The sequence below is a fragment of the Candidatus Hadarchaeales archaeon genome (assembly GCA_038823825.1).
GTDB lineage: Archaea > Hadarchaeota > Hadarchaeia > Hadarchaeales > Hadarchaeaceae > JAVZGN01.
Window position 1 is genome coordinate 97,625 of sequence record JAWBCC010000003.1, and the last position, 26,929, is coordinate 124,553.

Genomic DNA, 26,929 nt, shown 5'->3' on the forward strand with positions numbered 1-26,929 from the left:
ACAGAGAAACCTTCAAACATTAGGCAAACCTAACTTTTTATGTTAGGCTCACCTAATTTTCTCGATGAGAAAACGTCTCTCACAGTCCGAGGAAGAATATCTAGAGGCGATTTACAGAGAAACTCGCACAGGCAAGGATGCAAAAATCTCCAAGCTGGCTTCATCGCTCAAGGTAAAATCCCCAAGCGTAGTCCAGATGATAAACAGACTTTCCAGACGCGGCCTGACCAGCAAAACGAAAGAAGGAGTCCGACTTACAAAAAAGGGAGAAGCCTCCGCGGCGAAGATAGTTAGGAGACATAGACTGGCAGAACGACTTTTGAGCGACATTCTCGGCTGCGATCTTCCAAGCGTCCACGAGAAAGCCTGCGAGCTCGAGCACGTGATCGACGACGAACTCGCAGAAAAACTGGAGAAGGTCCTTGGAGCCCCCTCATGCCCTCACGGCGCCCCCATCCCCGACAGAGAAGGGAAGACGCCCGACATAGGCACCATCCCCCTCAGCGAGGTGGGTGAGGGGAAAAAAGCCATCATCTTCAGGATTCCAGAAGACAGATTGGCCGTTCAAAGGCTTCTATCCCTTTGCATTTTGCCCGGAGCCGAGGTAGAGGTGCAGAGGAAATCCCCAGGAGGTTCCGTGATCATAAAAGTTGGTAAAACAAACGTCGCCCTGAGCGGAGATCTCTCGAGAAATATAGAAGTCGCAAGTCCAGCCGTCTGGAGGAGGTTCAGACACAGATGGCGCTGGGGGATAAGAAAACCCTGAAGATAGCCCTGGTTGGAACACCAAACGTAGGTAAGAGCGTTTTCTTCCACCAAATCGCCGGCGCGGACGTGATCGTCTCAAACTACCCTGGGACAACGGTGGAAATTCACGAAGCAAAGGTGAAAAGAAACGACTTTGAAATATCGCTCTTTGACCTGCCAGGAATATACTCACTTGGTGCACTCTCAGAGGACGAGATCGTTGCCAGAAAGGCCATACTTGAACAGCGCCCCGACGTCGTAATCGATATCCTCGACGCTTCCAATCTAGAAAGAAGTCTCTATCTCACGCTCCAACTGCTTGAGCTAAACATCCCCCTCGTAATCGCTTTGAACATGGTCGACCTAGCCGAATCGCAGGGTCTTCATCCCAACCCAGATAAACTTTCCAAAATTCTCGGCAGCCCAGTGATTCCAACGGTTGCGACTCGCGGAAAAAACATTTCTAAAGTCTTCGATGTCGCCATCACAATCGCTCAAAAAAGCACCAAACCAGAATGGAAGCCCAAGCTTTCAGGAGACCTCGAGGGCGCAGTCGGCAAACTTTCCCGCGTGATAAAACGTAAATTCCGAGAAATCCCATACAATCTTCCGCCAGAAACCATTGCTCTCCGAATTCTTGAAGGAGATGCCCACATCATAGAGACGATCGCCGAAATCGAAGGAAGCGAGGATGTCCTAGAAGAAGCGGAAAGACTCGTGAAAAAAATAGAAAACATCCGCAAGGAGCCGCTTGCCATCACCATCGCCCGCGAAAGACACAGCCTCGCCGCCATGATCGCAAAAAACATCACCGAAATAAAAAAGCCGAGGAAATCCAAGCTAGAAAGATTAGATTCAATTCTGACATCTCCAAAGACCGGGTTACCAATAGCTGCAATGGTTTTCGTTCTCGTGCTTCTAACTCTCATATACTTCGGCGGTTTGATCGAGGACATTCTCACAAATGGATGGGAAAATCACATTTCCCCATCTCTCACTTCAGCCTTCTCTCATATGGGCAAGCTAGGCGAGGCTCTGAACATAGGACTCAACTGGGGAATCCAAGGAATCCTCGCAGTCATCATACCATACATTCTTCCATTCTTCATCATTATGGGAATTCTCGAGGACGTCGGCTATCTTCCAAGAATCGCCTTTCTTCTCGATTCCCTTATGCACAAGATAGGACTTCACGGAAGAGCTGTGATTCCCCTCTTCGGCGGTTTCGGCTGCAACGTTCCGGCCATCATGGCGACGAGAACCCTCCTTTCCAAGCGTGAAAGAGTTATCGCAAGTATTCTTATCACAATGATCCCCTGCTCAGCCAGAACAGCGGTCATCCTCGGTTTGGTCGGAAACTATCTTGGCGTTCTCTACGCTCTAACAATATACGCCATAATCCTTTTCCTCATCTTTCTGGTGGGATTTCTCCTCAATCGCTGGATTCCCGGAAAAACCCCAGGAATGATCATGGAGGTTCCGCCACTCCGTGCCCCAGCTTGGAAACCCATCCTTGCAAACACGTGGATAAGAATGAAACACTTCCTATTTCTCGCCATGCCTCTTCTCCTCGTTTCAAGCTTCATCATCGGGCTCATGCAAGTCGGAGGAATTCTCGATGCCATAGTGCCGGTTTTCTCTCCTCTCACCACAGGTCTTCTCGGACTCCCAGCCATTACAATCATTCCCCTCCTCTACGGTTTCCTAAGAAAGGAAGGCGGTCTTGTTCTCTTGGTGACCGTTGCCGGGACAAGCAACCTTCTGGAATTCATGACACCGTTACAGCTCTACGTCTACGTCCTCGTTCTGAGCATATACATTCCATGCGTGGCAACAGTCGCCGTCATAAGGAGAGAACTGGGCTGGAAGATTGCACTCTCAACAGCTTTTGGCACATTCATGCTCGCCGTAGCCGTGGGAGGTCTCGTCTTCCACTTTAATCCTCTTCGTCTATGATTTCCGGAAAAGTTTTCTCACCTCTGAAATTCCCTTCCTCCCTATTTTTTCAGGTTCATCCGGATTAAAAAGCTCCACTATCAACGCTCCCGAATAATCGATTTTCCAGAAAGCAGCCACAATAGGTTTAAAATCGATTTCTCCCTCACCCGGTACGAGATGATCGTCCTTAAACCCTCTATTATCGTGGACATGCACGTGAACGATTTTTTCGCAAAGTTTTTCGATTTTCTCAGCAATCTTTTTCTCCGGAGATTTCGACCTTTTTCTCTCGACCAAATATGCATGCCCAATATCCAAACATATCCCCACATCGAATTTTTTCAAAAGCTCAGGCAATTCCTCAAGCACAGCGTAAGGCCCAAAGGCCGAGCTTCCATTCTCAACCGCAATCTTCACATTTAGCCGTTTTGCAAATGCACAAACTTCTCTCATGGTCTTTTCGTATATCTCTCCAGCTTTCCTCCACATCCACTCCACTTCAGGGATTGGACATTTTCCAGCGTGAAGCACAACGGGACCCCCGTCCAGCTTTGCGCAGACTTCAATCCCAGACTTAATTCTTTTAACCGCTGTTTTCCTGACCTCAGGAATAATGCTTGCCGGATTGATATCCCAAAAGCTGGCGTGAACAGAAATTTCCAAGCCGGCGTCCCTAATTATTCGACCGATTCTCTGTAGGTCGGGTTTCTCACATCCAGGCGCAAAGTGCGGAAAATCCCAGATGATTTCCACCCACTCTGCTCCGAGTTCAGCACAGACCTCCACAGCTTTCTCCAGAGAATACCTCGGGAACAAGAGTGTGGATAATCCGATTTTCATTCTTTCCCTCCCCAGCTTTTCTGGTAGTGTTTGGTTTTCCACGTTATTATAAAATACCGGAAAAGGCACCGGCTATTTCTCATCTTCTTTCATGGCTTTGGTCGCTCTCTCGTGGGCAAGCATGATAGGCTCAGGTAATCGTCTCCCCCTACATGTTTCGAGTGTTATTTTGATGGCGCTCTCAAGTGAAATTTTATGTCCAATGCTCACGTAGACCGGTTTCTCCCCTTTCAGCGTCCTAACAATAGCGCCGACGACTTCATCCCCATCGATCAAAGGTTCCCAAGCCCCGGCTTTATCTGCGGGAATCTTCCCCTCTCCAACAAGCTTACTTTTCGCCACCCCGAGAGTAGGCCTATCGATCACAACGCCAAGATGGCAGGCCAGCCCAGCTCTTCTCGGATGCGCGAGCCCCTGTGCTCCAACCATATAAACATCCGCTTCCCTGCCAGTCAAAACTTTCAGAAGTCCCTCGAGTTCTCTGAATGCAAGGAATGTCGGAATGTAGGGAAATGTTAGCTTGACAGGTGCGATTTTCTCCTCCAAATCTTCAAGCGTCCTGTAATCCAGCACTACGCAGGCCGCATAAGCCTTATCACCTCTGCTGAACGAGATGTCGCAACCTGCAATTCTCTCGATTTTAGAAAAATCGTTTTCTCTTTTCACGAGCTGGGCAACCTTTAGCTGTATCTGCTTTAGCTCCTCCAGATTTAGACTCTTCGGTTTGAGCAACGGTAACATCTCAAAAACATCCTCATTCGGGCGTATTTAGCTATCGCGAAGATATTAATTCTTCCAAATTCCAAGTTTATCCCGATGAGGCTGAAAGGACCGAAGTGCATGATCTGTGGGGAGAAGATACAGATAATGAGTATGGACTCGGCCTACGTGAAGTTTGTTAGACCTGGCGAAGCCAAAGGAATCTTCATCTGCTGGAAGTGTGCTGAAAAGGAGTTCGGCGAAGTCCTGCAGGATATCCTGACAAAGGTCGCTGGTAAGGGGTGATCTCCTTGACGGTCACTCCCCAAGATCACATCCTGATGACCCTAGCCATCAAAAGGATAGGAAAATTCGTAGATCTCGAACACATAAGGGAAAAGCTCTGCAGGGACGGAGGAAGGGATTTCTCTCTGGAAGAGACGAAGATGCTTTTAGATTCATTGATCGGAAAGGGTCTCGTGCAGGAGAAAGGAGGGGAGTACGCTCTCACGGAAAAGGGCCGCGACTTTTTCGAGAAAAGATGGAGAGAAGTTAAAGATCATCTGAATCAAGACTATCTAAAGGTCTACCGGGCAAAGCGATATTACCCCCATGTTTCTAAAACCATCCTAGAGTTCTGCAAGGACAGATACGTTTCAGTTTTCAGGCTCTTTACAGACCGTGCCTGGCTTCAAAGGAAACTCGGTCCCCGCTGGATAACGATAAAGAGCGAGGACGACATACAATACTGGCTGGACATTCACGGCATCGATTTCATCCCCTACATTCACAGAATTGGAAGCGATAGGCCCGACTGGCTCGTCATAGATTTTGACGCCGGAAAGAAAGTAGAGTTCGAGCAGACGAAGAAGGTTGTCATGACAGCCGCCGAAGTTTTACATAATTACGGAATCGAGGTTGCGTTGAAGTTCAGCGGTTCCCGTGGCTTCCAGCTTTGGGCGGTTTTCGAGCCTCACGATCTGCCGACAGATTACCAACCAAAAAAGCTGAAAACGGAACGCAGGGAACGAAACTTTTTCACCTTTTACTCGGATATCATAAGATTTGTCGAAAGCAGAGTAGCGAAAAAACTCCCGAATCTCACAACCTCGGAAACGGCGAAAAAAGAAGAGAGGGAAGACAAAGTCCTCCTCGACGCCTCCATAATAAAGCCGATGGGAGACGTCAGGGCTCCCTATTCCATGCATCACCGAACTGGTCTCATTTCCATGCCAGTGGGTTTAGATGAGCTAGAGGAATTCGAACCCAAGCAGGCAGATCCAGATCTTGTCGTTCAGCGCTATAGGAAAAGGGGAAACGAATTTAAGCTCAAGCCTTGTGATGGTTCAAAGTTGTTCGAAGATTTGGTCAAATGGTGCAAAGAGTAAGACTTTCTAGATTATCCCTTTTCTTTCTGCATCGATTTCTAAAATCCAAATAGGAGGGCCCCCGCTGTTCCCCGACACACTAACCCCCGGCTTCATCGTTTGCCTTTTCGGCGCTCTCCGCCAGGTAACCCTCATGGCGGGGATTCCACGGGGACCTGATCGCCTGTTCCGCACAGGGGTTGTCTTCGGGTCATGGGCAGACGGTTCGCCACTTCCTCCCCGAAGGACCCGTCCGCGCGGTTTCTCGGCGGTCATAGCTCCAGTGTCTCCGCGGCCTTGCCCAGCGTTCATAAAAAATCCCGCTGCCCTCGTAGCCGCGGAACTCCCCTCTCATCGCAAATAACCATATCTCACGCAAAGGGTATTAACTTAACGTTTCCAAGTTTATTATCTCACGAGGGGTGCGGTAATGAAGAAGGTGTTCGTGATATGCGAAAAGCCGTCAGCTGTTCCTAAGATAGCTGAAGCGATAGCCGGGAGAAAGGTTACCCAGAAAGAGCTGATGGGTATCCCATATTGCGAGTTTGAAAGAGACGGAAAGCTCTTCGTCGTCGCACCGGCGATGGGACATTTGTTTACTCTAAAAAGTATAAAGTCTCTCAAAGATTATCCGGTTTTTGACCTCAAATGGGTGCCCATCCATGAGGTCGAGAAAAACGCAAAAAATGCGGCTAGATTCATAAAAGCCCTGAGAGAGCTCTCAAAGAACGCAGAGGAGTTTATAAGTGCCTGTGATTTTGACGTCGAAGGAAGCGTTATTGCCTTCAACGTTCTCCGCTTCATCTGCGGGAGTGATGTCATATCCAAAGCGAGGAGGATGAAGTTCTCCACGCTCACCCGCGAAGAGTTAAAGAAATCTTTCGAGAATATGCTGCCCACATTAGACTTTGAAGTTATAAATGCCGGTCTCGCAAGACATTATCTCGACTGGTATTGGGGGATGAACGTCTCAAGATTTCTAAGCTCTGCAGCCGAGAAGGCTGGAAATAGATTTGTAAAGTTATCGGCCGGTCGTGTTCAAACCCCCACTCTTAAAATCCTTCTCGATCGCGAGAGAGAAATAAAGAACTTTGTTTCGGTTCCCTTCTGGGTTTTGAAAGCCGTGATCGAAATCGGCGGGGAAGAGTTCATCGCTGAACATGAAACAGAAAAATTTTGGGAGAAAGAAAAAGCTGAGGAAGTCTACTCGGCATGCCTTGGGCAACCGGCGAGGGTAGTCGAAGTCAAACGCAGAAAAATAAACAGAAATCCTCCACCTCCGTTTGATCTAGGAACGCTCCAGTCGGAGGCATACAGATGTTTTGGTTTCACACCTATGAGGACGCAGATGATCGCCCAAGATCTCTATCAAGCCGCGCTTATCAGTTATCCAAGAACGAGCAGCCAAAAGCTCCCCAGCTCGATAGGCTACCGCGATATTCTACAGAGAATTGCGAAAATCTCACCAGACTACGCTGAAATCGCTCTAGATCTTCTGAGACAGCAAAAATTAGTCCCGGTCGAAGGTAAGAAAACGGACCCGGCGCATCCGGCCATATTTCCGACGGGCGAGCCACCTGAAGAGCTCCCAAGCACCCATCAAAAGCTGTATGACATGATCGTCCGCAGATTCCTCGCTGTTTTCAGCAAGCCCGCTATGCTCGAAAGCACGCATGCAGATTTGGACATAGGCGGTCAAAGGTTCTTCCTCCGCGGTCAAAGAATACTCGATCCAGGATGGCTTGAATCCTACGGAAAGTATGTTTCCTACGAGGAACAAATGATTCCGGAGATAGAGAAAGGCGAAGAGCTGAAAGTCAAGAACATTCTGTTGGAGGAAAGAAGGACACAACCGCCGCCCAGATTTAACCCAGCATCGCTCGTGAAAGAGATGGAGGCGCGCGGTCTCGGGACGGAGGCGACCAGAGGCCCCATTGTGCAAACCCTTTACCAGCGCGGGTATATTCAGGGTAGACAGATAACGGTTACACGGCTGGGGGAAACCGTGGTTGAAAGTCTTAGGATATGTCCGGCAATTCTGAGCGAGGAACTCACCGCCAGATTCGAGCGGGAGATGATGGAAATTCAGGAAGGAAAGGCAAATTGGGAAGACGTTGTCAAAAAAGCTGAGCGAGAACTCTCCACTTTGCTGGAAGAAATGAAAGCGAGGGAGAAAGAGGTCGGAGAGAGATTGATTGAGGCTTACAAGCTTGCCTTGAGAAAATCCTTTGGAAAATGCCCAAAGTGTGGAAAAAATCTGAGAATGGTGATTGCACAAAAGAGCGGGAAGAGGTTTGTCGGCTGTGAGGGTTATCCATCCTGCGACTTTTCTCTGCCACTACCTCAGCAGGGAAGCATAGAAATTCTAGATACTCCTTGCAAGATCTGTGGTTGGCCGGTCATTCTCGTGAGAAGAAGTGGCAAGCGACCTTACAGAACATGTTTGAACCCATCTTGTTCGTCGAAAAATCGCTTGAAGGATGTGTATAACCAGCAGGAATAAATCATCTTTATAAAATAACTCATCCCAAGTAAAAGGGAGGTGATAGAAATAAAGAGGACCATCGCGGAGATAAACGAGAAAATCAAGCGAGGGGATGCCGTAATTCTCACGGCGGAAGAGATGGTAGAATTGGTCAGGGAAAAAGGTGCCGAGGCAGCCGCAAAGGAAGTTGACGTTGTGACCACAGGAACATTCGGCCTCATGTGTAGTTCTGGAGCATTTCTAAACTTCGGTCACTCGGATCCTCCGATAAAATTCGGAGGAGGAGAAGTCTACCTGAATGACGTTCCGGCCTACGCTGGCCTAGCTGCAGTCGATGTGTACATAGGTGCAACGGCTCTCTCCAGGAGCAAGGGCATTGAGTACGGCGGCGGCCACGTCATCGAGGATTTAGTCAGCGGGAGAGAGATAGAGTTGGAGGCCAAAGCATATGGGACCGACTGTTATCCGCGACGAGAAATAAAGCTTACGTTCACGATTCACGATCTGAACCAGGCGATCCTCTGTAACCCAAGAAATGCTTACCAGCGATACGTCGCAGCGACAAATTCAACAGACGAAACGCTTTACACATATATGGGCACGCTTCTTCCGAAATTCGGAAACGTGACATTTGCGGGAACGGGTGAGCTTGGTCCGCTCGCGAAAGATCCGAACTACGAAACTATTGGAATCGGAACTAGGATTTTCTTAGCCGGTGCCCAGGGATATATAGTAGGCGAAGGAACGCAGCACGATCCAAAAAAGCAACGTGGAACGATAATGGTTGCTGGAGATCTAAAGCAGATGGATGCAAAATATCTACGTGGTGCGACAGTACATAAGTACGGGACGTCGCTTTTTGTGGGAATCGGAATACCCATTCCGATTATCAGTGAGCGAGTTGCCGCATCTGCCGGAATCAGCGATGAGCAAATAATGATAGATCTTCTAGACTATGGGGTTCCGAGACGGGAAAGGCCGATTATCAGGAAAGTCAGCTATGCTGAGTTAAAGTCCGGTAAAGTGGAGATTTACGGAAAGGATGTTCCCGTTAGCCCGCTTAGCAGCATAAAAATCTCGAGGGAGATTGCAGAGAAGCTTAAGGAGCTCATAGAAAAGGGAGAATTCTTGCTTTCCGAGCCCGTCGCAAGACTTTCGACGGAGAGGGAATTCAAACCAATGCGTCAGCCGGAAAGGGTTATTGTGGCCAAAGATTTGATGACGAGGGAGGTTATAACCTGCAAGCCGGAAACCCCGATAGCGGAGGCTGCAAGAATTCTAGCTAGGGGAGGCTTCGATCACTTACCAGTGGTAGACGACTCAGGGACCCTAGTTGGTATTGTCACTTCTTGGGATCTAGCCATCTCTATAGGTTCTGGCAAAAACAAGGTTGCCGAGATAATGACGAGAAAGGTGATAACGGCCGTAGAGAATGAACCTATCGAATCGGTCGCCAGAAAACTAGATGAGCATGGCATCTCGGGGGTCCCAGTTATTGACGCCTTCCGCAGGGTTGTTGGAATAATCACTACCGACGACATCTCCAAGCTGATCGGGAAGAGGAGGTGATTTCATGAAAAAGAAAATTCTTCTGAAATATTCAGCAACGAAAGCAACGGAACCGGTGCTGGCTTCAGCTATAAAAGAGACTGGACTCCTTGTCAACATCCTCTACGCGGACATCGACAGTTCCGGTGGAGAAATAATGATTTCTGTGGACGCACCTCAGCATGAGCTAGAAAGACTCCTTCAGAAACTCAGAGATTTGGGTGTTGAGGTGGAAGAGATCAGAAGAGTCATAAAGCTCGATGAGTCGCGCTGCGTTCATTGTGGCGCTTGCGTTTCGATATGTCCGACGCAAGCTTTACGTCTCACAAATGATTTCTCCTTGAAGCTTGATGAAGAAAAGTGCGTTTATTGTGAGGCATGCATTCCGACATGCCCCATGAGAGCTCTCAAGATCGGGAGGTGGTAACCTTTCTAACGGCGAGATGGAGACGAGGAGAAACAACTCTGCTCATTAAGGCTAAATCCAAAGAAGCGATTCTTGCAGCCATTGAGGCGGCTAAGCAAGCTAGATTCGAAATAGAAGGATACGTTCTGCGTTATCCCGAGTTCAGATATTCTCTCCATCCGCTGAAAATTAGGGACCCTGAGAAGCCAAAGGTGGTTTCTCTTATGTTGAGAGCAGCTGAAATCGCAGGTGTCGGACCTTTTGCAGCGGTAGCAGGAGCTATCGCTCAGGTTGCTTCCGTAGCAGCTTCCGAGGTGGGTGGGGCTATTGTTGAGAACGGTGGAGACATCTCGGCGTCCGGAAAATTCGATTTTTCGGTCGGAATCTTCGCCGGGGATTCTCCACTTTCGGGTACCATCGGCTTCAGGATAACAAGTGGAGATCTCCCAATCGGCATATGCACGAGTTCCGGAACCGTTGGTCATTCTATAAGTTTTGGTGTGGCAGACGCAGTTGTAGTAGTAGCAGACGAAGCCTCGGTTGCAGATGCGGCAGCAACTGCAATAGCAAATGAGGTGACAGGAGAAGACATCGAACAATCTATAAAAAATGGCTTGGAAAAAGCCGACGAGATAGACGAAGTAAGAGGGTGTCTAATAATTCGCGGAAAAATGGCTGGAATGAAAGGAAAGCTTCCCAAGCTTATTCCGACCGAAAGAAAAAGTGTTTTAAAAGAAATAGATTGGGTCTAATCGGTGAATCAATTGGAAAACCGAAAATATCTTTTGATTTTTGTAGCCCTCGTCTTGGCAGGCTTATTGTGCTATTTCATTTTCAGGATTGGGCGCTCTAAAACTTCCGAAAATTTCCCAAGCTTTGTGGAAAGAATAGTAATAGTCAAAAGGGTGATCGACGGGGACACAATTGAATTAAACAACGGTGAGAGGGTAAGGCTTGTCGGAATAAACGCTCCAGAGCTTTACCACGATCCTCCTGAGCCCGGGGCGTTAGAGGCTAAAGAATTCTTAGAAAACCTGTGTCCTCCTGGGTCAACAGTAGGTCTGAACGTTGACGACATGAAACCACATGATTTCTACGGCAGAACTCTGGCGGTCGTCTATGTGCTAGTGGATGGAAAATGGATAAACGCGAATGCGGAGCTGCTTAAGCACGGTTTTGCTGAAATTTTATTCATTCCACCATCGGAGTTCAACCCATGGGAGTGGCTAGAGGATTAAAAAATTGTGCCTGCCATGAAAGAGAGCAGACCGAAAAACATCCCGAGTTTACAATAGTTTGAGGCCATCGCTGCAGATTTCTTTGTTTGGGCTTTCACAATTTCACCTATGGCCGTGATGAAAGCGAACAACGACATCGGTAAAAAGAGAACGTAACCTGTTCTCAATATGCCGCAAACAAGCGGTAAGGGAGACAAGCAGATGGCAACAAGAACAAATATACTGGCAACGGCCGCACCAGTTCTTTTACCATATCTTATTGGAAATGTTTCTAATCCCAGTCTTTTATCTCCCTCGAAATCCTGGATGGATTTTATGATTTCCCTTCCAACAGTCGAGAAGAAAGATAGAAGAACAAGCAAAAGCAAGGACGCCGGTAGAAACTCTTGTCTGAAAGGATAGAGTGCAATCCCGCCGAAAAGAAATGTGGATCCAACGAGATATCCGATCGTAATGTTGCCTGGCAATCCGGTTCGCTTGAGTCGGGCCGAGTATGCTACAAGCATGAGAGCGTTGAATCCGGCTAAAAGCAAGCATGGCATGTTTCTCATGAGCGTGGCGGTCGCAAATCCAGTGAGAAATAGAATCTTGGAGATTTTAACAGCTTCAGCCGGCTTTATTTTTCCAGAAGGTATTGGTCTATCCGGCCTGTTGATCTTGTCGATCTTCCTGTCGAAGAAATCGTTGATGGCGTTTCCGCCTCCCGAAATCATAAACGCGGTCAAAAAGGCGAGCAGGTAGAAATACCAGTCTGCTTTACCTCCGGCTACAAAAGCTCCGATGATGACAGCTATGCCCGCCAGCAGACAGTTCAGCGGTCGTATGAGCTTCAAGCCAGCAGATAGTTTCTCGATTTTTGACGGAATATGTTCACCCACCCCTCTCTCCCCGCAAATAACTTAAGAGTTATCCCGGAGCTTCTACCAGACGATGAACGAAATTACTCTGGAAGACTCTATTATGAAGCTCGTCGAGGAAATAAGATTCTACGAGATCAGAAGGATGAAGCTTATCAAGAAAATTCTGGAGAAAAATGTTTTCTCCAAGCTGAAAATGAGGATACAAAAGTTGACCATGGACGAAATTTCTGTTTGTGGAGTGGACGGAGGAATGTTGCAGTTGCAGTTGAACGGTTTAGATGTTGTCGCGATCAGAGCTGTGGCCGTCGTTTTTCATTATCTAGCAGGTAGACTGGCTTCGGTTGAATATTTTCCTTCAGGTCCAGCCCCAATTCATTTCTTTTTGGTCAAGGAGCCGTTAGACAAAGTTAAGACGGACTCATTGGCAGGCATGAGAAGACAAATACTAGAAGTTTCTAGGGCTAGAGAAGTGATAGGGAAAGGGGCAGCGCAACTCGTTTTGTTAGATGGATCGATTCTTCCGCAATATGTAGAGAGATTTCAGGATTGCAGGGAGTACGCCGAGCAATATGACGAGCTTATAACCTCATATAGAAGGCTTTTCGAGGAAGCAGAAAGCAAGGGCGTTTTGTTGGCCGGCCTTGTGAAGGATAGCAGGGGAAAGAGATTTTGTCAAATGCTTGCAGAGTTAGCAGAGTTGGACGGAGAAGATAAAGACTTTCTTCTCAGCTACCGCGATATCGCTATTCTCGATGAAATCTTATCCGAGAAAGAGCGTACGATCGCTTTCCCTTACACCGAGGAATTTCCTCCGCAAACCTTGGGAGGTCTTGAGGATTTCGGTAGAAAAGTTAACGTATTCTATGCGAGGATGTCGCAGTTTGATGTGCCGTTTCGTGTTGAGTTTTTAGCAACCAGGAATTCTGAAGAAGTTGCGGATGAACTCTCCTCGATCTTGGAATTCCTCTTTTCTTTCGGTTTTGGGTTTTCGATTCCACCCGTCCTGGTGGAGGCAGATTTCAGAGCGAGATTAAGAGAGGAGGCGGAATGGATCCAAGAAAGGGTTTTCGATGTTATTGGTCCAAGATTCTTGACGAGGCGGGATCGGAGACCTCTGTGAGGTGGTCTGGTGGAGCTAGGTACTGTCATCGCTACGCCCGATGGGCCCACTCCCAGAAAATTCTGCTTTGTGGTAAAAGAAGGAGTTGTGGTTGGACTAAACAAGTTTGTGAAAGTAGAAGTCGACGGAAACTGGGCTTACGGTTATGTCAAGAACGTTGTGAGAATGAACAGGTATTTCCAAAAGACCGATGCTGTGTGGGAATATGAAAGAGGGGGAGGATTGAGCGCGGCTTTTCCGACGAGCATGTGGGAATATTCCATCGCAGAGGTTTGGGTTTTTGGATATTTGAAAGAGGGTTTTCTCAGAAGACCCTCCTTGCCACCATCGCCAGGCAAAGTTGTTTTCGATTTAACGGATGAAGAACTTAGATTTGTGCTCGGTTTAGACGAAGATGGATTAGAAATTGGGGAACTCGAGGAGCAAAATCTCCTAGTTAGACTTAACCCAACTCGTCTTTTACAGAAACATCTCGCCGTGCTCGCGATGTCCGGTGCAGGAAAAAGTAACTGCGCAAAGGTGATTGTGGAGGAGCTTTTGAAGAGAAACCCGGAGAGAGGGAGGCCAGCAGTTCTGATATTTGACGTTCACGGGGAATATTCTGATCTGGTTCGAAGTTTTCCCGGACAGGTTGTTGAGGTTAAGGCAGAGAACATTAAAATAAATACTTCTGAGCTGACGGTTTGGCATTTCCGAGAATTCATTCCAGAAATGACTGGCAGCCAAGCCAGAGAGCTCGCTCAAATACTCGATGATCTCAAATCGAAGAAAGGATTTTTCGAGATCTGGGACATCATAAATCGTCTACGGGAGTTGGAAGGATTAAACAAGAATCTGAGAGGGGCGTTGGAAGGATGGCTTTTTGACTTACAATCTCTTGGTATTTTCGGCAGAGAAGACTGTCCTAGATGGGACTCGCTGATTTTTCCAGGACGCGCAGTTGTGGTGAACATGGAAAGGATGACGAGTCTGACGAAGAAGCAGATTCTGCTGACATACATTGTTAACAGGATTTTCCATCTGCGGAGGAGAGGACTAGTCCCACCGATAGTTCTGGTGATCGAAGAAGCACACACTTTTGCCCCAACGGAAGCAGCGATTTCTAAACATGTTCTGGAGACGGTCGCAAGGGAAGGAAGAAAATTCCACATTTCGCTCGTTGTCATTTCCCAGCGACCTGTTAGGCTTTCGACCACGTTGCTCTCGCAAACGAACACGAATATAATCTTAAGGATAACGAATCCATATGATCTTGAACACATAAAGAAATCTTCCGAAATGGTGACCGGGGAGGTGGCAGAATCTATATCTAGTTTAGCTGTTGGTGAAGCACTTGTCGTTGGAGAAGCCGTGAACGTTCCAATCTTCGTTAGAATCAGGCGAGTATCATCACCCATCTCCTTTGAATTTAGCTTGGAAGAAGCAGCAAGACTTTACGAGCTTTCGCTTTCCGTCGGAATTGAGAGAACTGCGAAAGAAGAGCACTCATCGAGCCTTAGTATGACATCTGACGGAAGCACCTGTTCCTCCGCATACTCGTCCAGAACCGGTGAGAGATCGACATGAAAGAAATTGAGAGTGATGCAGCTCTCGATCGGTTCTTGAGTGCAAGGAAGGGAGCCGGTTGTCCGAAAACGCCTATACTGCTGAACGGCTCTGCGGAGTAATTGATGTTCGCCTTTTAAGAATTCCTTCCCTACGAGTTTTGCATTTAGACCCTCCAAAATTTCGGAGCAGAGCTCTTCCTCAATGGAAACGACCGGAAATCCTAAATGAGAAGCTAATAAAATCGTTCTGAGATCCGTAAGAGATATTTCTCGTTCCTCGAGGAAAAGCAATCTTCTGGCCAGCTCGTCCAAGATCTCTGGCAGATAAAGGGCGAAGATTTCGCCGTTTCGCAAAAGCTGGTTTACAAATGTATATTTTATGACGTGCTTTCTTACTTGAATCAGTTTATCTCTGGCCAGCCAAGAATACGTAACTGAAGGTATGAAAAGGTCTCCATCTAGGAGAAGACGTACCCTTCTGAAATTCTGGAAAGAAGAGAGAATCCCAACATCGCAGACAGCTCCGTATCTAAACATCAACTGGCTTTTAAAACGAGGAGGTTAAATAATCCGAACATTTAAAAATCAAGTCTTATTTTCTGGTTTTTTATGAACTTCAGAACCTCCTCGAGTGTTGGCATGGAGGGCATTGCTCCGATTTTTGTCACAACCAAGCTTCCCACCGCGTTGGCGAAGATGGCAGTTTTTCTCACATCCCATCCTTTCAGAGTTCCATAAATAGCGCCTCCCATAAATCCATCTCCTGCTCCAGTTCTATCTACCACTTCAACGTCGGGCACACCCAGATATCCTCTTTGATCCCCCTCCGCGTAGTAACATCCTTTTGGACCCAGTGTGAGGAAAACCCTCCTCGCGTATCTTAAAACCTTGTTGACCCCTCTCTCTATGTCTTCCCCAAAAAGAAAGCGTAACTCTTCGTCATTCATTTTGACAATATCAGCCATCATAAGACCTTGCACGATCATCCTCTTTGCCTTAGTTTCGCTATCCCACAAGTTCAGCCTGAGATTAGGGTCAAAGGAAATTATCGCCCTGTTTTTCCTTGCGACTTCTATGGCTTTCAAAGTTGCACTCCTTGAGGGTTCACAAATCATAGAAATGCTGCCAAAATGGAAAATCCTGCAGCCCGCGAGCTTTTCTCTGTCGATTTCCGATGGTTTGAGATTCGCATCAGCGCCTCTTCTAAACTCAAACCTCCGCTCCCCCGTTTCATCAACGAAGACGAATGCTAGAGTAGTCCCGATTTTATCTTTCAAGATTCCATCGACATCGACTCCAGCTTCGCTCATAGTTTTTATCAAAAATCTTCCAAATTGGTCATCTCCAACCTTCCCGATGAATGCGGTTTTTAGTCCGAGTCTTGCACACGCAACGGCAACGTTTGCTGGGGCACCTCCTGCACAACAGGTGAAAGTCTTACCTCCATCCTTCGAAATCATATCCACCAAAAGTTCTCCCAAGCATATGACGTCAAGACGCTTCATCTTTTCTCCTTCAAAGGCTGCCTTTTTATTTCTTCCCTATAAACCCATCAAAACAAAGAGTGAAAGCGGAGCATTAAGAGTATTACCTTTTAAGAGTAATCCCCATACCGCCGGCTTCAATGATTCGCCGTAGGGGTAAAAATAAATTGCATATATATGGGAGTTTCACCCAATTTCTTCAGGGTGAATGGAATGCAAATCAGAGTAAATCTCACATACATCTCGGCGGAAAGATTGATGGAGCCCGGGGAGACCGGTCCGCCTCAGGTACAGATCTCCACGAATGTGAATATCATCGGTGCTGAATTTAAACGAGAAAACTTGGTAATCCCCTTTATAGTGACCATAAACTATTCCCCTTCTATTGCTCAGATAAGCATGAAAGGTCAAGCATTTATCTCGGGTGAACCGGACGAACTGAAAAAGATAGAGACTGGATATAAGGGAAAATCCCCACCATCTCCGCAAATACTACAAGCCATAACGAGTGCATCCTTGATCGAAGCGACAATCATTTCAAGATCCCTAAACATACCCCCACCACTTCCTCTGCCTTCCATCTCTCAGCAGATGAAATCCGAGGATAAGGAGAAACCGTCCTATGTTGGTTGAGGGTTCCTGTAGGTTGGACCCGGCAAACTGGCTCCCGGCCGCCATGCCCTGCAGGAGCTCTGGAGTCTCTCCAGCCATGGCTGCAGGTCCACCAGCCGGGACCAGGTCGATAGGTCCGTTCCAAGATAGGTAGATTAAATGGAAGTAGTGGTGAGACTTCATCCAAGCCTCAAATCCGAAATAGGAACATGCGAGGTCAGAGTGCAGATATCAGATTATGAGACAATTGATACGCTTATGATGAAAATAAGTCGCAGATATCCGAAGCTCCTAGAAATGGTTATCGATCCAACTACGGGTGACATAAGAACAGACTTCGAGATTTTATTAAACGGCCGGAGGATAAAAGATATCCATACAAAGCTAAAGCACAAGGACGAGATTTCTGTAAATCCGGTTCAAACTTAAAGTTTCTTTTTCATGGTGAGTTCAATCATTTTTTCAATTTCCATTTTAAGCGGTTCTGGGAGATCTGTGAGAATATTCGGATTCATAAAACCCTTCACTATGAGAGATCTTGCCTCGTCTTCTGAGAAGCCACGAGACATGAGGTAAAAAATTTGTTCCTCCGCGATCTTTCCCACCGCCGCCTCATGTGAGAGTTCCGTCCCCTCGACCTCGGCTATAAGTTCCGGAAACGCTCTGATCACAGCACCTTCTGAAAGTATCAATCCCATGCACTCCAGGTGCCCCCGACTCTCCTTATCTTTCCCGATTAGCAGTCCCCTGGCAGTCATATCAGCCCGGTCGGCCGCAACAGATCTCGAAATTATTTCACCCCTACTTTTCTTTCCTTCCAAGAGTATCTTTGTCCCAGCGTCTATCTTAGATTCTCCAGAGCCGTAGATTATGGAATTGAAAACAGCTCTTGACCCATCCCCGCGACAGTAGGCGGTTGGAAACATCTGTAGACTTCTGACAGGCTTCAACGAAACATAGTTGCTCACAAACGTAGCACCATCTTCGAGCAATACTCCGGTTCTCGGTCTGACAATCAGTTCTTCTCCCCACGCGTGGATCATCGTGAATGTCAGTTTTGCGTTTTCTTTGACGAAAAATTCGGAAATTCCAACGTGTAGCCCACTGCGAACATTTGGATGCACGGTACAACCGGTTATTATATGTGCTTCCGACCCTGGCTCGGCGAGTATCACATTGTGTACATTTTGGTCCAAATTGTTTGTGGAGATGAAAAGACATGCTTGTAGTGGCAGCGTTATTTTTTGATTTTCAAAAATCCTGATGAAATAACCGTTGTCCCATTCATTTGCTGCCAATCGGGTGTATTCATCCGCTTCTTTGTCGATGATCGACCAGACAAATTTTTCAAGCCATTTATATTTTTTCATGGCATCCCTCACGCTCATGATTTCAGCCTTTCCTTCGAAAGCTTTCTGGATCCTTGAGAACACAACAGAATGATCTATCTGAAAATACGCCCCGGATCTATCATTCATATCTGGCCTAACTCCGACCTCTTGCGCTCTTTCAGCTATATCCCTTGGGAGCTCAGAAAGCTGGCAGGGACCCCAAGCCTTAGCTGTTCTCTTAAATTTCCACCCCTCGCCAATCAACACCTCTTCTCCAGACATTTTTCGCACCATTTGTATCCGTTTCTCATTATTTGGTTAAAGATCTTCTCAGGATCGCCACTGCAAGCGACGGTACCATTTATAATAACGTGTGCCCTGTGAACTCTTACATGTTTCAAAATGTGCCCCGTGTGTGTGACAAGTAAACCGCTTCTTTCTTCGAGGAATTCTCCTATGATCCTACCTATCGCGTGTAAGTTCTCTACGTCGACCCCCGAATCTGGTTCATCAAATATAGCAAACTTCGGATTTTGTGCCATTACCTGCAGGATCTCCGAACGCTTGATTTCACCGCCCGAAAATCCTACATTGAGATCGCGTTCTAGAATCTCCTGCGATAGGTTAAGACTTCGCGTCAATCCAAGTATTCTCTCCTCATTACTCAGTCTGGTTACAATGGTTTTCAGTTTGACACCTTTCACGGCGGGTGGCGACTGATAGGCTACGCCAAGCCCAAGTTTAACGCGTTCATTAAGCGGCAGGTTCGTTATATCTCGACCGTCAAAGATTATTCTCCCGCTTACAACTTTGTAAGCTGGGTGACCGAGAATACTCATAATCAGCGAAGACTTCCCTGAACCATTAGGTCCGAAGATCACATGTACTTCTCCGCTAGGAATTTCTAACTCTACATCGTGAAGTATTTTCCTTCCAGCGATTTCAACTGAAAGTTTTTCGATCTTCAACATGTCCATAAAAACTCTGTCAATTTCGTTTATATGAATGAAGTTTCTTTCTCGAAGCAGAGATATTAACATACGTTGTGTGAACATTCATTGTGCAGCCAGAGGTTGTTTTCGTCGGCAGGTCGAATGTTGGCAAGTCCAGCCTGATAAGAGCACTTACGGGACTGCAGGTCAGAGTGGGAAGAAGACCCGGACTCACTAGGAGAATTTTGAGGTATCCTCTTGATGGTCTCTCGATTGTTGATATGCCAGGTTTTGGCTTCATGGCTGGTTTACCCAGAAAAGTTCAAGAAAAAGTAAAAACGCAAATTGTCAGATATCTGGAGGGGAATAAGGAAAAGATACTCTTTGCCATAGAGGTTCTCGATGTCAGAGCGTTTTTAGAAATATGCAAGCGATGGGAGAAAAGAAACCAGATTCCAGTGGATGTTGAGATGTTTTATTTCCTCGATGAGTTGGGTCTTGATCCGATTTTGGCGATCAACAAAATTGACATCATCCATCCGCTAGATAGAGATTTCATTTTGGATGCTATTTGCGAAAAACTTGGTATGTTGCCTCCTTGGCGGCAATGGCTAGACATAGTAGTTCCAGTTTCAGCGAGAACTGGCGAGGGCCTAAAGGAGCTTCGAGCTCTTATACTCGATAGGCTCAAAAGAAAGAAAGCGGAACATTTGATAAAGTGTTTTAAGAAGTTCTGATTTCGGAAAACGCAGGCACTTTAACCATTTTTTCCAGAATCGTGGAAAGATCGAAGGGGAGCTTTTCACCTTTTCTCAAATTCTCAACTGCGAGAAGGGTTTCCAATCCTATTTTTATCATGTCTTCCTCCAGCTTTGATTTCTTGATATCTTCCTTAAGCTCTATGGGTCCACTCTCTCCGGGCGATGCGAGAATCGCGAGAATCTCGCCCACGCGAATTTTCCCGGCTCTTTTCATCTGATAGAAATCTCTGAGAATACAGTAGACAGAAAACTCCATTGAGCTTGCAAGTACTCCCATTTGCTTGTATGAGTCAAGCTTGGGTTTCAAGATCTCGTAGAGAGGAGAGAAATATGGTGTTTCTCTGAAGTATAAGTCATCTTTAACGTGTGTGATACCAATCCATAGATTTCGCAAAAATTCATAGCCGTACATTTCCGCGGTTCCCACAATTATCGGAACCAGTTCTGGATCGGCAATCGCTGGAAATTCTGCTCCGACCACGGCTTGGGTGGTTCTCTCATCCCTCACACAACCAGTTGTTATAACAAGATGACCTGGCTTGACAAAGTTTTGAAGTGCGCCAGCTGTACCGAGTCTTAAAATCGTTAATGGACCTTCTGTCAATTCGATAGCTTCTGGGAGAGTTATCGCAGCACTCGCCGGACCCATACCCGTTGCGAAAGCAGAAACCATGATTCCCTTGTATTCGCCGTGAACTACGGTCAGACCTCTGTCTCCATCGATTATCTCCGAATTTTTAAGATACTTGCTGATTTTTCTCACTCTTCCTGGAGATCCGGCTGTAAGAATATTTGGGTAAAATTTTTCAGACTCGAGGTGATATGCCTTGCCAGTAGGTGTTTTGAAAGTTATCCTCATTTCCTCCTTATAAATTTTGTCTGCAATGTTAATAAACCACAAGAAGTAAGATGTTTGAAGGAATGGGGAAATTAGAAATAACGCTTCTGGTTGGAGATCTAACAAAGCAGGAGGCCGACGCGATTACGAATCCTGCCAACAGTTTGATGTTCATGGGCGGGGGTGCAGCCGGAGCTCTGAAAAAAGCAGGAGGAGAAGAGATAGAAAAAGAAGCTCGGATGAAGGCGCCCATACCAGTGGGAAAGGCAGTGGCAACGACTGCGGGTAGACTGAAAGCGAAATTTGTCATTCATGCCCCCACGATGGAACGTCCTGCCATGCCAACAACTAGAGAAAAGGTCTATCTTGCCACAAAGGCTGCAATAGAATGTGCTGACGAGGTTGGCGCAAAGAGTTTAGTGATCCCCGGAATGGGCACAGGAGTGGGTGGTTTATCTTTTGAGGAGGCCGCGGAGGCAATGATTTCCGCTATCAAAGAGATTTCTAAGAAATTAAAAAATCTTCAAAAAATAATTCTTTGTGACATAAACGAGCAAATGGTCAAAGCTTGGAGAAAGGAACTAGAGCGGCAAGGTTTACTTTGAGAATTCTACAACCTCGAGCAGATCTGCAATGCTTTTAATCACCGCATCGGGCCCATATTTCTCTAGCAACTCGCGTCGCATCAGCCCAGTCAAGACCGCGACAGTTTTTGCTCCAACCTTTTTCCCATCTCTGATGTCGTTCCAGTAGTCTCCGACTATTACGCATTCCTGCGGTTTGACGCCTAGCTTTTCAATCGCAATCCTAAAGATTTCTTCCTTGGAGAAGTGATGTTTTTCATTCAGGTCTTTTATAGCATCCCTGCCCGTCACGATCGTGTCCACAAATTCTCCAAGACCGAGCGAATCTAACTCTAGCTTTAATCTTTGGGCAGGGAGAATGCAGCTTGTGATGACGGCAATGGGAATTCCCTTTTCCTTAAGTTTTTTGAGAGTTTCTAAACTTCCATTGATCGGTTTGTTTCCCGCATCCTCCTCTCTGTATCTCTCCAAAAATTTCAGCCAGAACTTGTGCAAGTCTGTTTCAGGTCCGAGTCTTTCTAGAATCACATCATCAAGTGTGTCGTCGATGTACCTCTTCAGAAACTCGTCCCAGCTGATAGTTTTCCCACCCTCTTGTGCGATGAGTTCGTTGAAGACCACGAAAAACCTAGGAAGAGTATCAACGAGAGTCCCATCGGTGTCGAAAATTACAGCCTTAGCTTGGATTTTTTGACTAGACATGACGGGTCCCTTTAATCCTAGTTCTCAACACTTCATGAAGTTTTAAACTTTTTCATGTCTTGAAAAAGAATAAAAAACAAAGACGCATTAGTCAAAGGGTGAGTTGATGGAAAGAAGAAACGCCATAAATCTGATCTCAGGTGGGGTAGACTCCGTTACTACTGCCTATTACGTCAACAAAGTTTTGAAGCCAGCCAAGCAGCTTCTCATATTCTGCAACTACGGACAAAGGACATATGTTGAGGAGGAGTTTTGCATAAAAAAGATTTCGGAGCTTTTGGGTGTTCCGCTCAAAATAATCGATCTCCGCTGGCTCGGGGAGATAAGCACATCTCTGCTCACGAAGCCAGACGTGCCTATCCCGGAAACGAAAACAGAAGATCTTTGGGATCCGGACAAAGCAAAACAAAGAATACTACGATGGTGGGACCCATGCAGGAATGCGATTCTTCTTCTCGTGGGTCTTGCACATGCGGAATCCTTCTATATTTCAAAGGGAGAAAGATATGATGTTTACATTGGAATAAGACGGGAGACTCCTGTGAGGATGAAGGATAATACCCCCGAATTCATGGATGAGATGAACAGACTCGCAGAACATGCGACCCATCACGGTGGATATAGACTACTTGCTCCACTGATCGAGCATGACAAGGACATGGTCGTGAAGCTAGGCGAGTCTCTTGGAGTTCCTTGGGAATACACGTACAGCTGTTATCAGGGCGGTGGACTTAAAGATGTGGGTGGGAGGATTCTGCCCGTCCACTGTGGAATCTGCTCAAATTGCAGAAGAAGGGCCATAGCTTTTAAAGATGCAGGCGTCAAGGATCCAAGCATCTACGCAAAACCGCCCATCTAGAATCGATTAAACTTAAACATCGTGAATGTTTTTCGGGGGATAGATCTGGAAGTCATTGAGATTCGGAAATGGACGGATGGTTCAGAAGAGAAAATAAAGAGGTCGCTGGCAGAGAAAAAAATCGTCGCAATACTATGTGATGTTCCACTCGTGGAGGAAATGGAAATAAAGAAAGCTGATGATGGGCTTCTTCTCGGTCCTTGTTGTTCATTCTCGCTTATCAACGGCAAGGGCGTGGGAATATGGAACGAGATCAAAAAAGGACCAATTGGGCTTATCGGAAGTTCCTCAAGCGGTCTCAGGATGTTGGCTTGCATGCTCTCGGAAGTGGGAATATCACATGCCATACATGTGGGATGGCGGGATTTCTCCCAGGCGATCGGAGGTCTCTCAACGATAAAAGCTCTAAAGTTTCTTAAGGAAGATCCCGATACAGAATGTATAGCAGTCATCGGAGTTCTGCCAAACCAGCAAGTTGTGAAGAGAATAATGAAGGAGACGGAGGGCGATAAACCAGTGCTTTTTCTTTTTCTGGGTTATAAAGCTGAGGAATTGCAGACTCTTGAGAAATTTGCTCAGAGGGTGGCTCAAATAGTTGGTTGCGAGTTAAAACCTGAGCCATCAGACGAGAAACTTGAAAAGTTTGCGGAAGAAGAAGCCTCCAAGCTTGCATACGGGCAAAAATACGTAAGGGGCATTTTTTCTGGAAGGTTCGCTTGTGTCGAAGCTCAGCTGATCCTGTCGTGGTTTGGTAAAACGGTTTATTCAAACGTTCCACTTAAACCGCGACTCAGGCTTCCGGATCCGACTTCTAGTCAGGGGCATACGTTTGTTGATATTTCCATGCCGGAGCCCAGTCCAGGGGTCAACCCGATTGTTGATCCAAGCCCCTACGTGGAGAGAATTGTTAGGGAAGCGAAAGATGAGCAGATCGGCGCCTTGGTTTTTGACATTGTTTTGGGTCATGGTGCTCACGAGGATCCTGCATCAGTCCTCTCTGAGGCGGTCATCAAAGCTCGCAGAGTTTGCGAGTCTACTATGGGATATCTTCCGGTTTTTGCCACCATAGTCGGAACGGATAAGGACCCCCAAAATCTAAGCAAGCAGAGGAAGAAATTGGAAGAAACAGAGGTGATTTTGACATCTTCGACATCTAGAGCTATCACATTGGCCGCCATGACTGCGGGGTTTCAAAAATGATAGTAAAATTTAAACCGGTGATTTTGCCGGTTATCACAAAATGGGTTGCGGAAAAAATTCTCAAATCCGGCGATGGAGAGTTAGAGGTCTCTCTCGATCTCGGTTTATCAAAAGCAAAAGTGACTATCTCCGGTGGTTTGGTCAGTCTTCCAACTGGCGATGTTATCAGTTTGAAAGTTTTAGAAAAATTGGAAGAGGGGGACGTTTACATTGTTCGCGAAAACGAGATTTTCAAGGCAGAGTTTTTTGCCGAAGGTAAGTATTATCGATTGTTTGCTCCTTATCCAGAAGATGCTCCAACACTAGAAATCTCCGGAATAAGAATGCATAGGACGGAAGAAGTGACTCCATGGGAGGATGCAAAGATGAAAGTGGTATCCATAAAGGTTTTCCCCAATGCATCCGTGCTGGATATAGGAACCGGGCTGGGTTACACGGCCATATGGTCGATCAACTTCGGTGCTTCCTCCATAATGACAATTGAAAAAGACCAGAATGTTTTAAAAATGGCGGAGATTAACCCTTGGTCGAGGAAGCTCGCCGATACAAGAATAACCATCCTACTCGGAGACGCGTCGGAGTTGATCGAAAAATTCGACGATTGTTTGTTCGACAGAGTGATAAACGATCCTCCCCGCTTTGCCTTGGCAGGAGAACTCTACAGCCGGGAGTTTTATTATGAGATTTTCAGGGTTTTAAAACCAAAAGGGTGGCTTTATCACTACGTCGGAGAACCAGGGAAACGGAGAAGAAAGGACATACCGGCAGGAGTTATAAAAAGGTTAAAGGAGTGCGGTTTTGAAAAAATCCGTAGGCAGGATGTAGGAATCGTAGCCAGAAAACCGGCAGGTGTCTGATTTGGTCAGAAAGAAAAGAAATGGACGCATCATAGATTTCATACCGGGAATATTCGGGTCCATGGTTTTTGTTTTGCTCTGCATTCTGTTTTTCGTCAGTGGATTCAAAGGGGAATCATCTTACTTGAGTCTTTCATTGGATAAGCCATGGGGAATTTTTACGTCGACCTACGTGCATGCGGATTTTAATCATCTCTGGAACAATATTTCGGCCATCCTAATTTTCTCATCAATGATTTTCGTCGTAAACATGTGGGTACCTAAAAAAATCAGAAAAACCATAAGTTCGACTATGCTTGTTCTTCTTTTCTTCACCGGACCTCTGGTGGGTTCCTTAGAGTATCTGATTTGGCTAGCTACTAGTAGTTTTGACGTTTCTTCGGTTGGAGCTTCCGATGTCGTCTATGCGGTCTCTGCTCTCGCTCTGGTTTCATTTGGTCTAAACATTCCGATTTTCTGGAAGGTGTCATCTGGGCGCAGAAAAAGTCGTGCTGCGACCTTTCTTTTTATCGTCGGGATTTTCATAGTTTTTATTTTCTTCTTTTCACTCATACAATCCCCGGAGGTTTTTTTCAGTGTGGCTCCTGGCGTTGACGTTTTAGCGCATGTCTTTGGCTTTATCATAGGGCTACTCGTTTCCTTCCGTTTTCTCCTTCCGGTTTACCGGCGGCTGATGTAGTTTCCGTTTTTTAGGAAGACCGCAAAAGGATAATTGTTATGACGACAAAGGACGCGAAATTCCGCTACCAGTTCAAGAAGATGGTGGAGGAACTGGAGGCTTTCAGGGGCAGGGGAACCGAGTTGATATCAGTATATATCCCACCCGATTTCGACATGGCGAAAGTTCTTCAGCAGCTCAGAGAAGAGTATGGTACGGCAGCGAACATAAAGTCGAAGTCTACACGAAAAAACGTCCAAGCCGCAATTGAGAGAATAATCCAGTTCCTCCAAAGTTATATGAGAACGAATAAAAAGCCACCCGAGACCGGGCTAGCAATCTTTGCAGGAAACGTTGCAGAAAGGGAAGACTATACGGATATCCAGCTCTACTGGATAGAACCACCGGAGCCCATAACAACGAGACTCTACAGATGTGATCAACAGTTTGTCGTAGAACCCTTGAAAGAAATGCTGGAAGTTAAAGAGACACTCGGGGTGCTCGTTATGGACGGAAACGAGGCAACAATTGCTACTGTGCGGGGAAAGCACGTAGAAATCGTCAGGAGATTGACTTCCGGAATTCCCGGAAAGCACAGTAAAGGGGGGCAGTCAGCCAGGAGATTTGAAAGATTACGGGAAATAGCCACACATGAGTATCACAAGAGGGTGGCGGAAGCGGCGGCCGAAGTTTTCTTGCAGATTCCGGATCTGAAACGCATTTTGATCGGTGGTCCTGGTCCGCATAAGGAGGATTTTCTGAAGGAGGAGCTTCTCCATCCGGAACTCAAAAAGAAAATCGCCGCTGTAATCGATACAGGATACACAGATGAGCAAGGTGTGAAGGAGGTCGTCAATAAGGCCGAGGAGGTTTTGGGCGAACTTGAGATAGTGCAGGAAAAAAAGATTTTTCAAAAATTCATGGAGGAAGTTGCCAAAGAATCTGGCTTGGCTGTTTATGGTAAGGAAAAAGTGAGGGAAGCCCTTGAGCACGGTTTGGTCGATACTCTTCTGATATCTGAGGCGTTTGGTGAGGTTACAGCAACCATAAGATGTCTAAATTGTAATAATCAGTTTCAGAAAACCGTGAAAAACATTGAAACCCTGAAAAGACAGCTTCTCTCACAGGAGTGCTCCGTCTGTGGAGAAAAACAATTGCAGATCGTGGAGACAAAAGACGCAGTCCGAGAGTTCCTTGATTTAGCCGAAAGATTCAACGCGAACGTACACTTCATCTCCACTGAAACGGAGGAGGGGGAGCAATTTTATAGAGGGTTCGGTGGAATCGCCGCGATTTTGAGATATAAAACAGCATAA

Annotated in this window: 29 protein-coding genes; 21 read left to right on the forward strand and 8 right to left on the reverse strand. The window is 46.5% G+C overall.

The features are described from left to right. Positions 1 to 64 precede the first annotated feature (64 nt). Together QXF64_04350 and feoB are read left to right on the forward strand one after the other, a co-directional pair. Entirely contained in the window at positions 65 to 766 is a 702-nt protein-coding gene (locus QXF64_04350) for a metal-dependent transcriptional regulator (GenBank protein MEM1689710.1), read from the forward strand. Then, entirely contained in the window at positions 739 to 2,703 is a 1,965-nt protein-coding gene (gene feoB, locus QXF64_04355; GenBank protein MEM1689711.1) for a ferrous iron transport protein B, read from the forward strand. Before QXF64_04350 ends, feoB begins: the two co-directional genes overlap by 28 nt. Here feoB and QXF64_04360 read toward each other — a convergent pair. Together QXF64_04360 and QXF64_04365 are read right to left on the reverse strand one after the other, a co-directional pair. Next, complete coding sequence (locus QXF64_04360; GenBank protein ID MEM1689712.1) at positions 2,698 to 3,525, reverse strand: sugar phosphate isomerase/epimerase; 828 nt, start codon at positions 3,523 to 3,525, stop codon at positions 2,698 to 2,700. The two genes, feoB and QXF64_04360, sit on opposite strands and share 6 nt — an antisense overlap. Positions 3,526 to 3,597: 72 nt before the next feature. Beyond that, positions 3,598 to 4,266, reverse strand: coding sequence for an endonuclease V (locus QXF64_04365; protein ID MEM1689713.1), 669 nt, complete (start codon positions 4,264 to 4,266; stop codon positions 3,598 to 3,600). 75 nt (positions 4,267 to 4,341) lie between these two features. On the opposite strand from QXF64_04365, the gene QXF64_04370 reads away from it, so the two are divergent. The 7 genes from QXF64_04370 (at position 4,342) to QXF64_04400 (ending at position 11,268) form a co-directional block, all read left to right on the forward strand. Beyond that, a complete protein-coding gene (locus QXF64_04370; protein ID MEM1689714.1) occupies positions 4,342 to 4,530 on the forward strand; it encodes a hypothetical protein in 189 nt (62 codons plus the stop codon). A gap of 5 nt (positions 4,531 to 4,535) precedes the next feature. Then, positions 4,536 to 5,612: a hypothetical protein gene (locus tag QXF64_04375; protein ID MEM1689715.1), complete on the forward strand. Its 1,077-nt coding sequence runs from the start codon at positions 4,536 to 4,538 to the stop codon at positions 5,610 to 5,612. A gap of 409 nt (positions 5,613 to 6,021) precedes the next feature. Further along, positions 6,022 to 8,094, forward strand: a complete 2,073-nt coding sequence (gene topA / locus QXF64_04380) for a DNA topoisomerase I (GenBank protein ID MEM1689716.1) — start codon at positions 6,022 to 6,024, stop codon at positions 8,092 to 8,094. Positions 8,095 to 8,133: 39 nt separating this feature from the next. Beyond that, entirely contained in the window at positions 8,134 to 9,645 is a 1,512-nt protein-coding gene (locus QXF64_04385; protein ID MEM1689717.1) for a homocysteine biosynthesis protein, read from the forward strand. A gap of 4 nt (positions 9,646 to 9,649) precedes the next feature. Beyond that, positions 9,650 to 10,051 (forward strand): 4Fe-4S binding protein, encoded by a 402-nt coding sequence (locus tag QXF64_04390; protein ID MEM1689718.1) that lies wholly within the window; start codon positions 9,650 to 9,652, stop codon positions 10,049 to 10,051. Then, complete coding sequence (locus tag QXF64_04395; protein ID MEM1689719.1) at positions 10,015 to 10,782, forward strand: UPF0280 family protein; 768 nt, start codon at positions 10,015 to 10,017, stop codon at positions 10,780 to 10,782. The genes QXF64_04390 and QXF64_04395 overlap by 37 nt, the downstream gene beginning before the upstream one ends. 126 nt (positions 10,783 to 10,908) lie before the next feature. Beyond that, positions 10,909 to 11,268 (forward strand): thermonuclease family protein, encoded by a 360-nt coding sequence (locus QXF64_04400; protein MEM1689720.1) that lies wholly within the window; start codon positions 10,909 to 10,911, stop codon positions 11,266 to 11,268. On the opposite strand, the gene QXF64_04405 is transcribed toward QXF64_04400, so the two are convergent. After that, a complete protein-coding gene (locus QXF64_04405) occupies positions 11,265 to 12,146 on the reverse strand; it encodes a UbiA family prenyltransferase (protein MEM1689721.1) in 882 nt (293 codons plus the stop codon). The genes QXF64_04400 and QXF64_04405 overlap by 4 nt on opposite strands. A 52-nt stretch (positions 12,147 to 12,198) precedes the next feature. On the opposite strand from QXF64_04405, the gene QXF64_04410 reads away from it, so the two are divergent. After that, a complete protein-coding gene (locus QXF64_04410) occupies positions 12,199 to 13,248 on the forward strand; it encodes a DNA double-strand break repair nuclease NurA (GenBank protein MEM1689722.1) in 1,050 nt (349 codons plus the stop codon). 9 nt (positions 13,249 to 13,257) lie between these two features. Then, a complete protein-coding gene (locus QXF64_04415) occupies positions 13,258 to 14,814 on the forward strand; it encodes an ATP-binding protein (GenBank protein MEM1689723.1) in 1,557 nt (518 codons plus the stop codon). A gap of 559 nt (positions 14,815 to 15,373) precedes the next feature. Here QXF64_04415 and QXF64_04420 read toward each other — a convergent pair. Further along, complete coding sequence (locus QXF64_04420; protein MEM1689724.1) at positions 15,374 to 16,300, reverse strand: carbohydrate kinase; 927 nt, start codon at positions 16,298 to 16,300, stop codon at positions 15,374 to 15,376. 192 nt (positions 16,301 to 16,492) lie between these two features. Between QXF64_04420 and QXF64_04425 the strand changes: the two genes are divergently transcribed. Genes QXF64_04425 through QXF64_04435 form a run of 3 tightly spaced genes read left to right on the forward strand, consistent with a single transcriptional unit; the run spans position 16,493 to position 17,320 of the window. After that, on the forward strand, positions 16,493 to 16,912 hold the full coding sequence (locus tag QXF64_04425) for a hypothetical protein (protein MEM1689725.1): 420 nt from the start codon (positions 16,493 to 16,495) through the stop codon (positions 16,910 to 16,912). Next, positions 16,902 to 17,045 (forward strand): hypothetical protein, encoded by a 144-nt coding sequence (locus tag QXF64_04430; protein MEM1689726.1) that lies wholly within the window; start codon positions 16,902 to 16,904, stop codon positions 17,043 to 17,045. The genes QXF64_04425 and QXF64_04430 overlap by 11 nt, the downstream gene beginning before the upstream one ends. Before the next feature lie 5 nt (positions 17,046 to 17,050). After that, the gene (locus tag QXF64_04435; protein MEM1689727.1) at positions 17,051 to 17,320 is read left to right on the forward strand and encodes a hypothetical protein; all 270 of its coding nucleotides are present in this window, start codon (positions 17,051 to 17,053) and stop codon (positions 17,318 to 17,320) included. Here QXF64_04435 and QXF64_04440 read toward each other — a convergent pair. Next, a complete protein-coding gene (locus QXF64_04440) occupies positions 17,317 to 18,504 on the reverse strand; it encodes a SufD family Fe-S cluster assembly protein (protein MEM1689728.1) in 1,188 nt (395 codons plus the stop codon). The genes QXF64_04435 and QXF64_04440 overlap by 4 nt on opposite strands. Beyond that, positions 18,483 to 19,277 carry an ABC transporter ATP-binding protein gene (locus QXF64_04445; protein MEM1689729.1) on the reverse strand — a complete coding sequence of 265 codons (795 nt, stop codon included), beginning with the start codon at positions 19,275 to 19,277 and terminating at the stop codon, positions 18,483 to 18,485. Before QXF64_04445 ends, QXF64_04440 begins: the two co-directional genes overlap by 22 nt. Before the next feature lie 5 nt (positions 19,278 to 19,282). On the opposite strand from QXF64_04445, the gene engB reads away from it, so the two are divergent. Further along, positions 19,283 to 19,891: a GTP-binding protein EngB gene (gene engB, locus QXF64_04450; protein ID MEM1689730.1), complete on the forward strand. Its 609-nt coding sequence runs from the start codon at positions 19,283 to 19,285 to the stop codon at positions 19,889 to 19,891. On the opposite strand, the gene QXF64_04455 is transcribed toward engB, so the two are convergent. Continuing rightward, positions 19,878 to 20,774, reverse strand: coding sequence for a hypothetical protein (locus QXF64_04455; GenBank protein ID MEM1689731.1), 897 nt, complete (start codon positions 20,772 to 20,774; stop codon positions 19,878 to 19,880). The genes engB and QXF64_04455 overlap by 14 nt on opposite strands. Before the next feature lie 62 nt (positions 20,775 to 20,836). Here QXF64_04455 and QXF64_04460 point away from each other — a divergent pair, with 62 nt between their 5' ends. After that, positions 20,837 to 21,358: a macro domain-containing protein gene (locus tag QXF64_04460; GenBank protein ID MEM1689732.1), complete on the forward strand. Its 522-nt coding sequence runs from the start codon at positions 20,837 to 20,839 to the stop codon at positions 21,356 to 21,358. On the opposite strand, the gene QXF64_04465 is transcribed toward QXF64_04460, so the two are convergent. After that, entirely contained in the window at positions 21,350 to 22,039 is a 690-nt protein-coding gene (locus tag QXF64_04465) for an HAD family hydrolase (protein ID MEM1689733.1), read from the reverse strand. The two genes, QXF64_04460 and QXF64_04465, sit on opposite strands and share 9 nt — an antisense overlap. Positions 22,040 to 22,145: 106 nt before the next feature. Between QXF64_04465 and QXF64_04470 the strand changes: the two genes are divergently transcribed. From QXF64_04470 to prf1, 5 genes are read left to right on the forward strand one after another with little or no spacing between them, the layout of a single operon-like run. After that, positions 22,146 to 22,898, forward strand: coding sequence for a 7-cyano-7-deazaguanine synthase (locus QXF64_04470; GenBank protein MEM1689734.1), 753 nt, complete (start codon positions 22,146 to 22,148; stop codon positions 22,896 to 22,898). Between the two features lie 21 nt (positions 22,899 to 22,919). Beyond that, entirely contained in the window at positions 22,920 to 24,098 is a 1,179-nt protein-coding gene (locus QXF64_04475) for a hypothetical protein (GenBank protein MEM1689735.1), read from the forward strand. Beyond that, the gene (locus tag QXF64_04480) at positions 24,095 to 24,955 is read left to right on the forward strand and encodes a methyltransferase domain-containing protein (protein ID MEM1689736.1); all 861 of its coding nucleotides are present in this window, start codon (positions 24,095 to 24,097) and stop codon (positions 24,953 to 24,955) included. The genes QXF64_04475 and QXF64_04480 overlap by 4 nt, the downstream gene beginning before the upstream one ends. 1 nt (position 24,956) lies before the next feature. Further along, positions 24,957 to 25,634, forward strand: a complete 678-nt coding sequence (locus QXF64_04485) for a rhomboid family intramembrane serine protease (GenBank protein ID MEM1689737.1) — start codon at positions 24,957 to 24,959, stop codon at positions 25,632 to 25,634. Between the two features lie 38 nt (positions 25,635 to 25,672). Next, positions 25,673 to 26,929 carry a peptide chain release factor aRF-1 gene (prf1, locus tag QXF64_04490; GenBank protein MEM1689738.1) on the forward strand — a complete coding sequence of 419 codons (1,257 nt, stop codon included), beginning with the start codon at positions 25,673 to 25,675 and terminating at the stop codon, positions 26,927 to 26,929.